The 6,806-nt window shown below is 64.1% G+C and carries 6 protein-coding genes; 5 read left to right on the forward strand and 1 reads right to left on the reverse strand.

Annotated elements, in window-relative coordinates; translation table 11 throughout:
* Window positions 1-94 precede the first annotated feature (94 nt).
* Complete coding sequence (locus CVV76_RS21725) at window positions 95-1,021, reverse strand: helix-turn-helix domain-containing protein (protein ID WP_158243216.1); 927 nt, start codon at window positions 1,019-1,021, stop codon at window positions 95-97.
* 298 nt (window positions 1,022-1,319) lie between these two features.
* On the opposite strand from CVV76_RS21725, the gene CVV76_RS21730 reads away from it, so the two are divergent.
* Genes CVV76_RS21730 through CVV76_RS21750 form a run of 5 tightly spaced genes read left to right on the forward strand, consistent with a single transcriptional unit; the run spans window position 1,320 to window position 6,665 of the window.
* A complete protein-coding gene (locus tag CVV76_RS21730; RefSeq protein ID WP_102226783.1) occupies window positions 1,320-2,204 on the forward strand; it encodes an arginase family protein in 885 nt (294 codons plus the stop codon).
* Window positions 2,201-3,718, forward strand: coding sequence for a sugar ABC transporter ATP-binding protein (locus CVV76_RS21735; protein ID WP_102226784.1), 1,518 nt, complete (start codon window positions 2,201-2,203; stop codon window positions 3,716-3,718). The genes CVV76_RS21730 and CVV76_RS21735 overlap by 4 nt, the downstream gene beginning before the upstream one ends.
* Complete coding sequence (locus CVV76_RS21740; RefSeq protein ID WP_102226785.1) at window positions 3,715-4,689, forward strand: ABC transporter permease; 975 nt, start codon at window positions 3,715-3,717, stop codon at window positions 4,687-4,689. Before CVV76_RS21735 ends, CVV76_RS21740 begins: the two co-directional genes overlap by 4 nt.
* A 14-nt stretch (window positions 4,690-4,703) precedes the next feature.
* On the forward strand, window positions 4,704-5,651 hold the full coding sequence (locus tag CVV76_RS21745; RefSeq protein ID WP_102226786.1) for an ABC transporter permease: 948 nt from the start codon (window positions 4,704-4,706) through the stop codon (window positions 5,649-5,651).
* Window positions 5,652-5,687: 36 nt separating this feature from the next.
* Entirely contained in the window at window positions 5,688-6,665 is a 978-nt protein-coding gene (locus CVV76_RS21750; protein WP_102226787.1) for a sugar ABC transporter substrate-binding protein, read from the forward strand.
* Window positions 6,666-6,806 lie beyond the last annotated feature (141 nt).

A 6,806-nucleotide genomic window follows, 5' to 3' on the forward strand; every position in this document is an offset into this window, starting at 1 on the left:
CTCCGTATCTGTTGGTCCCGCGAAGATGCCATGTCAGGATTGAGCGGGCTCGTCCGTGACGGCCATATAGTTGACCGAGACGGACGCGTGTCATTCAGTGCTGGACGAGGCAGACCTGACGTGGAGTCTTCCCGTAGGCCTTCTTGAACGCGCGGCCAAAGTACGACAGGTCGCGGAACCCGCAGTCATAGGCAGCCTCTGTCACCGAGCGCGCGCGCCCCTCGGAGAGCATCGCATGCGCCTCGGTCAGGCGGCGATCGCGCAGCCAGTTCATCGGCGTGGTGCCCTCGGCGGCGAAGGCACGGCCCAGCGAGCGGGCGGAGATGTTCTGCGCTTCGGCAATATCCGCGACGCCAAGATCCTCGTTCCCCATGTTCTCGATCATGAAGCGTTTGATCCGGTTCAAGGTATCGTTCCGGCCAGCAACCTCGTTGCGCAGGGTCTCTTGCCCGAAGGCTCCGGCAATGAGATCCAGCGTCGGCGCGATGAACTGCTCTGGCAGATCACCGTCGCGCGCGGTGTCGAGCAGGTTGACGATGAGGCTCTGGATCAATGCAGCCTGAGGGCGACCCGCCGACATCAGCGTACCGCCAAGATCGCGCACGCCAAGCATCCGGGCTTCCATCATCTGTCGTGGCACGCGCAGCAAGGCCGTGCGGTAGGCACTGGGATATTCGTATTCGTAGGGTCGTGCGGAATCGTAGATCAGCACGGTCCCGGGGGCATGATGCACGGCGCGGTCGTTCTGGCGGAAATAGCCGCCCCCCTCGAGCATCACCGAGACAAAGAAGGCATCCGTGTCGCTCCGGCGCAGGTGACGCTCGCTGCGCAGGTAACGCACGGCGTCCGAGGTAAGAGCCGTCAGCTCACTGTTGCCGCAATGCGCGATCTCGATCTCGGCGCGAAAGCTGCGACGGTTCGGCGCGATCCCGTCGCAATGGGCGAAGGAAGTTTCGACAATATTGTGCCAGAAGTCGTACTGCATTCCGGGCGCGTGTTCGGCGGTGCTGAGGCGCTGCATTCCGATCTCCCCGGTAATGGCAGAAGGATCGGAGAGTTCTGGCGCACTCCCCTGAGCTTGACGAGAGCGAGCGCGGTGCGAGGCGGAGGCTGACCTCAAAAACGCACAATAATTACTCATGTATCGCTCATTCTGCACGAAGGATGAGCGCGTGGCGCGCTGCATATGCGCAGACCCGGACTGTAGCGCCAATGCGGATTGGCCGGTGAGTCCGAGAATCTGACCGTGCGCGCCGAGCCGCAGGGCATGGAAATCGGCAGGGTTGTCGCCAACGACACATCCAGACGACGGAGGTCCCATGACCCGCACTCCAGCAAAGACCCTGCGCCTCGTGATGCCGCAATGGCAGGGTGGTGACGAACCGGCCTACCGCGTTGGCGCCAAGGTTCTCGGGGCGCTGCTCCCGGATGCAACCGGTCCGGTCGAAACGATCGAGGTGCCGACCGCAGAGGGCGCGGACCGCGCTCCTGTGGACGGGATCAAGTCCCGGGCAGCACTGAAAGCACAGCTCGACGCCGCGGTGGAGGCCATCGCCTCTCATGCCCCGGAGGCAATTTTGACGGTGGGCGGCGACTGCCTCGTGGACCTCGCGCCCATTGCCTATCTTTCTGAGACATACGGCGATGATCTCGCGGTGATCTGGGTCGATGCGCATCCGGACGTGATGAACAAGAGCCAGTTCAGCCATGCCCATGCTCACGTTCTCGCCATGCTTCTCGGTGACGGTGACGCGGAATTCACCGCCTGCGTGACACGCCCGGTCAATCCCGCCCGCGTGCTCTATGTCGGCGTCAACGACATGATGGAAGGCGAGCAGGCCTATCTTGCCGAGCGCGGTATGCACAGCATCCCCCCGAACGAGTTCCGCAACAACCCGCAGGCCGTGCTCGAATGGCTGAAGGCCAGCGGAGCGACGAAGGTGGCCGTTCACTTCGATCTCGACGTGCTCTCGCCTGAAGGTCGCGACTACCTCCTTTTCAACAAGCCGCACGTGCCTGCTGGCGCATTCGACGGCATCGCCAGGGGCAAGCTCGAACTACCCGAGATTGTCGAGATGCTGCGCGGCGTCGCGGCGCAGGCCGACATGGTCGGCCTTGCCATCACCGAGTTCCTTCCCTGGACCATGATCGACCTGTCCAAGGCGCTCGCCGAGCTGCCGTTACTCAGCACGGATGCGAAATGAGCGCACCGATCCTGAGCGCCCGTGGGCTGAAGAAAAGCTATGGCGGTGTGCGTGCTCTGCGGGGCATGGACATCGACCTTGCCGAAGGCGAGATCCACGGTCTCTGCGGCGAGAATGGCGCAGGGAAGAGTACTCTTGTGAAAATCCTCGGCGGGCTGGTCGAGCCCGACGAGGGAGAGCTGAACATCGGCGGGATGCGGGTCGAGCTCGGCACTCCGGTCGATCCGGCGCTGCTGTCCATCGTTCATCAGGAACTGTCGATCATCCCCCACCTTTCGGTGCTCGACAACGTGATGCTGGGCGCGCGCGATGTAGGGCGGATCTATCGTCGCGGTCAGTTCCGCGACCATGTGCGACAGGTTCTGGATTCGGTGGGGCTGGGGCATGTGTCTCTTGACGCCCAGGCCGAGGCCCTGCCGCTGGCCGAGCGCCAGCTGATCGAGATCGCGCGAGGCATTGCCCGTGGCGCACGGGTGTTGCTGCTCGACGAGCCGACCGCGACCCTGTCGGATGGCGAGATCGAGAAGGTCTTTGCCGTGATGCGCCACCTCAAGGCCGAGCAGGGCACCACCATCGTCATCATCTCGCATCGTCTGAACGAGATCTTCGCGCTGACCGACCGCGTCACCGTGTTGCGGTCGGGCCAGCATGTGATGACCGCGAACACGGCCGAGCTGACCAACGCCCGGCTGGTCGAGGCGATGATCGGACATGAATTGCAGACCGGAGAGATCGCACCGAGCCATGCCCGCGAGGGTGTTGCACCGCGCCTCTCTCTTTGCGACTGGAGCCTGCCGGGGCGCTTTGCGCCTGTCGATCTCGACGTGCAGCCGGGGCAGATCGTCTCACTGGTCGGCCAGCTTGGCTCTGGTGCGGACACGCTGCTCGAAAGCCTTGCCGGTCTGCATCCGTCCCGGGGCATGCTGAAGCTCGACGGCAACGCCGCAACGACGCGCGGGATCGCGGTGGCCTATGCTGCAGGGATCGCCTATGTCTCCGAGGATCGCGCCCGGCGCGGGGTCTTTCTCGAGGCGGCCATCGTGACCAACCTCGTAAGCCAGATCCTCGACCGGGTGTCGCGCAAAGGTTGGATGGTGACCGCTGCTGTCCGCGAACGCGCGAGGCAGCTGGCGCAGAACTTTGCCATCGACCCGGCGCGCCTGCCGCATGACGTCTCCACCCTGTCGGGCGGCAACCAGCAGAAGGTCGCGTTGGGCAAAGCCGCGGCGCTCGGCCCACGGCTTCTGCTGCTGAACGAGCCGACCCGCGGCGTCGACATCGGTGCGCGTGCCGAGATCTATGCGCAGCTGCGGCGGCTCGCCGAGGCCGAGGGGCTCACGATCCTCTTCTACTCCACTGATCTTGAGGAGGTGCTCGATGCCTCGGACCGAATTGTGACCTTCTATCGCGGTGCCATGGTTCGGGACGCGCTGCGTCCGCAGATGGATGCCGACATGATCCTGCACGACATCCTGCATGGTCCCGACACCCCCAATACAGAGGCAGCGGCATGAGCGCAGCAACCCTTTCCCGGACCTCTGTCTTCGGCGCCCTTTTCGCCCCCGCGCGCGTGCAGGCGACGGTGATACAGATCGCCACCGTGGTGATGTTCCTGGTGGCTTGTGCCTTCATCGAGAACTTCGCTAGCGCCTCGAACATCTCTTCGATCCTCTACTCCGCCTCGACCGTGGGGATTGCGGCACTCGGGCTGGCCAGCGTAACGATCAGCGGCAACCTCTTTGCGTTGTCGCTCGGCAGCACGGCGGCCTTTGCCTCGATCGTTTACATCGCGGCCTCCGGCTGGGGCGTGCTGCCCGCGCTGGCAGCGAGCCTTGCGCTGGGGCTCGTCTTCGGGCTGCTGCAGGGCCTTGTCGTGGGCTGGCTGCGCTGCAACGCGATCATCTCGACAATCGCCGCGGGCTCGCTGATCGCGGGTCTGGCGACATGGGTTTCCGACGGGCGCACCGTGCTGGCGGAGAGTGGACCAAGCTGGCTGGGCAGCGGCACCCTCATGCCGGGCGTGCCCTGGCAGGCGGTACTCTTTCTGCTCATAGTGATCGTGGGCGAGGTGCTGATGCAGCGCACCCGCGCCGGATGGGAGCTGCGCCTGCGTGGCACCAATCCCGACGCCGCGGAACTGGCCGGTCTGCGGGTCACCCGCATGGTCGTGCTGTCCTACGTTCTGGCCGGTGCTGGCGCGGCCATTCCCGGAGCACTCATCGCGGCGCAATCCGGAACGGGCAACCTGCGGGTCGGCGCGGATCTGGACTTCAGCGCCATCGCGGCAATGCTGGTCGGCGGTGTCGCCATTGGCGGCGGTCGCGGTCGGATCATCGACGTGGCCTCGGGCACGCTGTTCCTTGCCGTGCTCACCAACATCCTGCTCGTCAACAATTTCGCCTACGAGGTGCAGCTCATGGTCAAGGGGCTCGCCGTTCTGCTGGCGGTCATGGCCGGCGCCCTGCTGGCACGCAAGAAACGCTGAGAAGGGAGAGCTTTATGAAAACGCTTGCCGAAAACCCGCTTCTCGCCCTGCGCTGGCTGCTACTGCTTGGCATGACGCTGATCTTCACCGCCGCCAACAGCTACTTCCTCGCGGCGGGCAATATCTTCGCTCTGGGCGAGAGCTTCGCTCTTCTGGGCCTTGTCGCTCTGGGGCTCGCCTTGACGATGTTGGCGGGAGAGTTCGACCTCTCGGGCGGCGCGATGGTCTCGGTCGCGGGCCTCATCATGCTGAAATGCGGCGCAGATAATGCCCTTCTGGGGCTGCTTGCTGCGCTCGCTTTCGGCGGGTTGGTCGGGCTCTTCAATGGCATCGTGACGCTGAAGCTTGGCGTCTCGTCGCTGGTCACCACGCTGGGCGTGATGATCCTGCTTTCGGGTTTCGCCGTCTGGCTTGAGGGCGGTCAGGCCGTCAGCTTCGAGAATTACGATCTCACCGATGCCTTCAACATGGATTGGTTCGGCATCCTCTCGCCTCGCTCGGTCATCACCATCGCGCTCTTCGTGATCACGGGGCTGATGCTGGCCTTCACGCGAATGGGGCGGGACATCATTGCCGTCGGCAGTCACCGCAAGGCCGCGGGCATGGCCGGGGCGGATGTGCGCGGCGCGGTGGTCACGACCTTCGTGCTCAGCGGGCTCTTCGCCGCGCTGGCCGGCGCTCTGCTGGCGATCACGCTGGGCCGCGCCTCCTCGACCTTCGGCGCCAACCTGCTGCTTCAGGGCGCTTCAGCGGCGATCCTCGGAGGTGTGGCGCTCTCCGGGGGTATCGGGCGCCCCTTTGGCGTCGCCATCGGGGTGCTGGTGCTGGCGGTTCTGAACAACGGGCTGGGGCTGATCGGTGCCAGCTCTCCCGCGATCCTGCTGCTGAACGGTGGCGTGCTGCTGATCGCGGTCCTTGCCGGGGGCGCACCCGGCACCTGGCTCCGGGCCAGACTGGCCTGAGATTTCCAACAAAATAACCAACAGGAAGGACTAGCAATGAACATTATCCGATCGACCTTCGGCGCACTGCTCGCCGGCTCGCTCCTCGCCTCGGCAAGTTTTGCCGCAGAGGGTGCAGAGGCTGGCAAAAAGGTCATCTTTCTCGGCGCAGACGACATCTGTGAGTATTGCGCCGTCTACAACGACCAGATCCGCAAGCTGGCCGCCGAGAAGGGCATCGACCTTGAAGTCGTGACCAATAAGTTCGACCCGGCACAACAGGCGACGCAGGTCGATCAGGCTATCGCCAAGCGCCCCGATGCCATCCTGCTGTGGACCATCGACGGCACCGCGCTCTTCCCGGCAATGCGCAAGGCTCAGCGCGCCGGCATCCCGCTGCTGCTGACCGACGTGCAGCCCGACAAGGCGCGCGAGGACCTCTGGGTGCAATACACCGGGGGCAACTACGAGGAACAAGGCTCGAAGTCGGCGCAGCTTCTGGTCAACGCGCTGAAGGCGAAGGGCAAACCGCTAAAAGGTGGCGTGATCATGATCACCGGCATCGTGGGTCAGGCACAAACCATTTCGATGACCAAAGGCTTCACCGAAACGCTGGCAGCTCTGGCGCCCGATCTCAAGATCCTCGGTGCGCAGCCGGGAAATTGGGACACCGGAACCTCGACACAGGCCGCAGCTGGCCTCTTCACCAAGTACGGTGATGAGATTGTCGGCGTCTATGCCGCAGAAGACATTATGATGCAGGGTGTTCTGATTGCCGCGAAGCGTGCCGGTCTCGACCCCACCGAGATGGCAATGGTCGGCGGCGGCTGCGAGCCGGTCGGCATCAAGAACATCAAAGCGGGCCTTCAGTACGGCACCGTTCTGCAATCGCCGGTCGATGAGGCGCAATACGCGGTACAGAGCATCGTTGACCTCTTCAATGGCGCGAAGATGCCCAAATCCGTCTATGTGCCGCACCCGATGGTCACCGCCGAGAATGTCGACGAGGTCTGCCATCCCTGGCCGACCAACTGAGGCGGCTGCTCTCTCGTGCCGGCCGGAGGGCAGCCCTTGTGTGCTGCCCTTTTGCTTTTCTCGCGGCGACAGGGGGCAATTTCATCCTCTGCTACGCTGCCGACAAACCTCGATCAAAGTCGCGAACGAGACCTATCTGAG

Source organism: Acidimangrovimonas sediminis, assembly GCF_002871005.1.
Classification (GTDB): domain Bacteria; phylum Pseudomonadota; class Alphaproteobacteria; order Rhodobacterales; family Rhodobacteraceae; genus Acidimangrovimonas; species Acidimangrovimonas sediminis.

What these genes read in the sequence shown, in the direction of transcription:
- CVV76_RS21725 (WP_158243216.1), bottom strand. Translation starts at nt 1,021, where the DNA reads ATGCAGCGCCTCAGCACCGCCGAACACGCGCCCGGAATGCAGTACGAC.
- CVV76_RS21730 (WP_102226783.1), top strand. Translation starts at nt 1,320, where the DNA reads ATGACCCGCACTCCAGCAAAGACCCTGCGCCTCGTGATGCCGCAATGG.
- CVV76_RS21735 (WP_102226784.1), top strand. Translation starts at nt 2,201, where the DNA reads ATGAGCGCACCGATCCTGAGCGCCCGTGGGCTGAAGAAAAGCTATGGC.
- CVV76_RS21740 (WP_102226785.1), top strand. Translation starts at nt 3,715, where the DNA reads ATGAGCGCAGCAACCCTTTCCCGGACCTCTGTCTTCGGCGCCCTTTTC.
- CVV76_RS21745 (WP_102226786.1), top strand. Translation starts at nt 4,704, where the DNA reads ATGAAAACGCTTGCCGAAAACCCGCTTCTCGCCCTGCGCTGGCTGCTA.
- CVV76_RS21750 (WP_102226787.1), top strand. Translation starts at nt 5,688, where the DNA reads ATGAACATTATCCGATCGACCTTCGGCGCACTGCTCGCCGGCTCGCTC.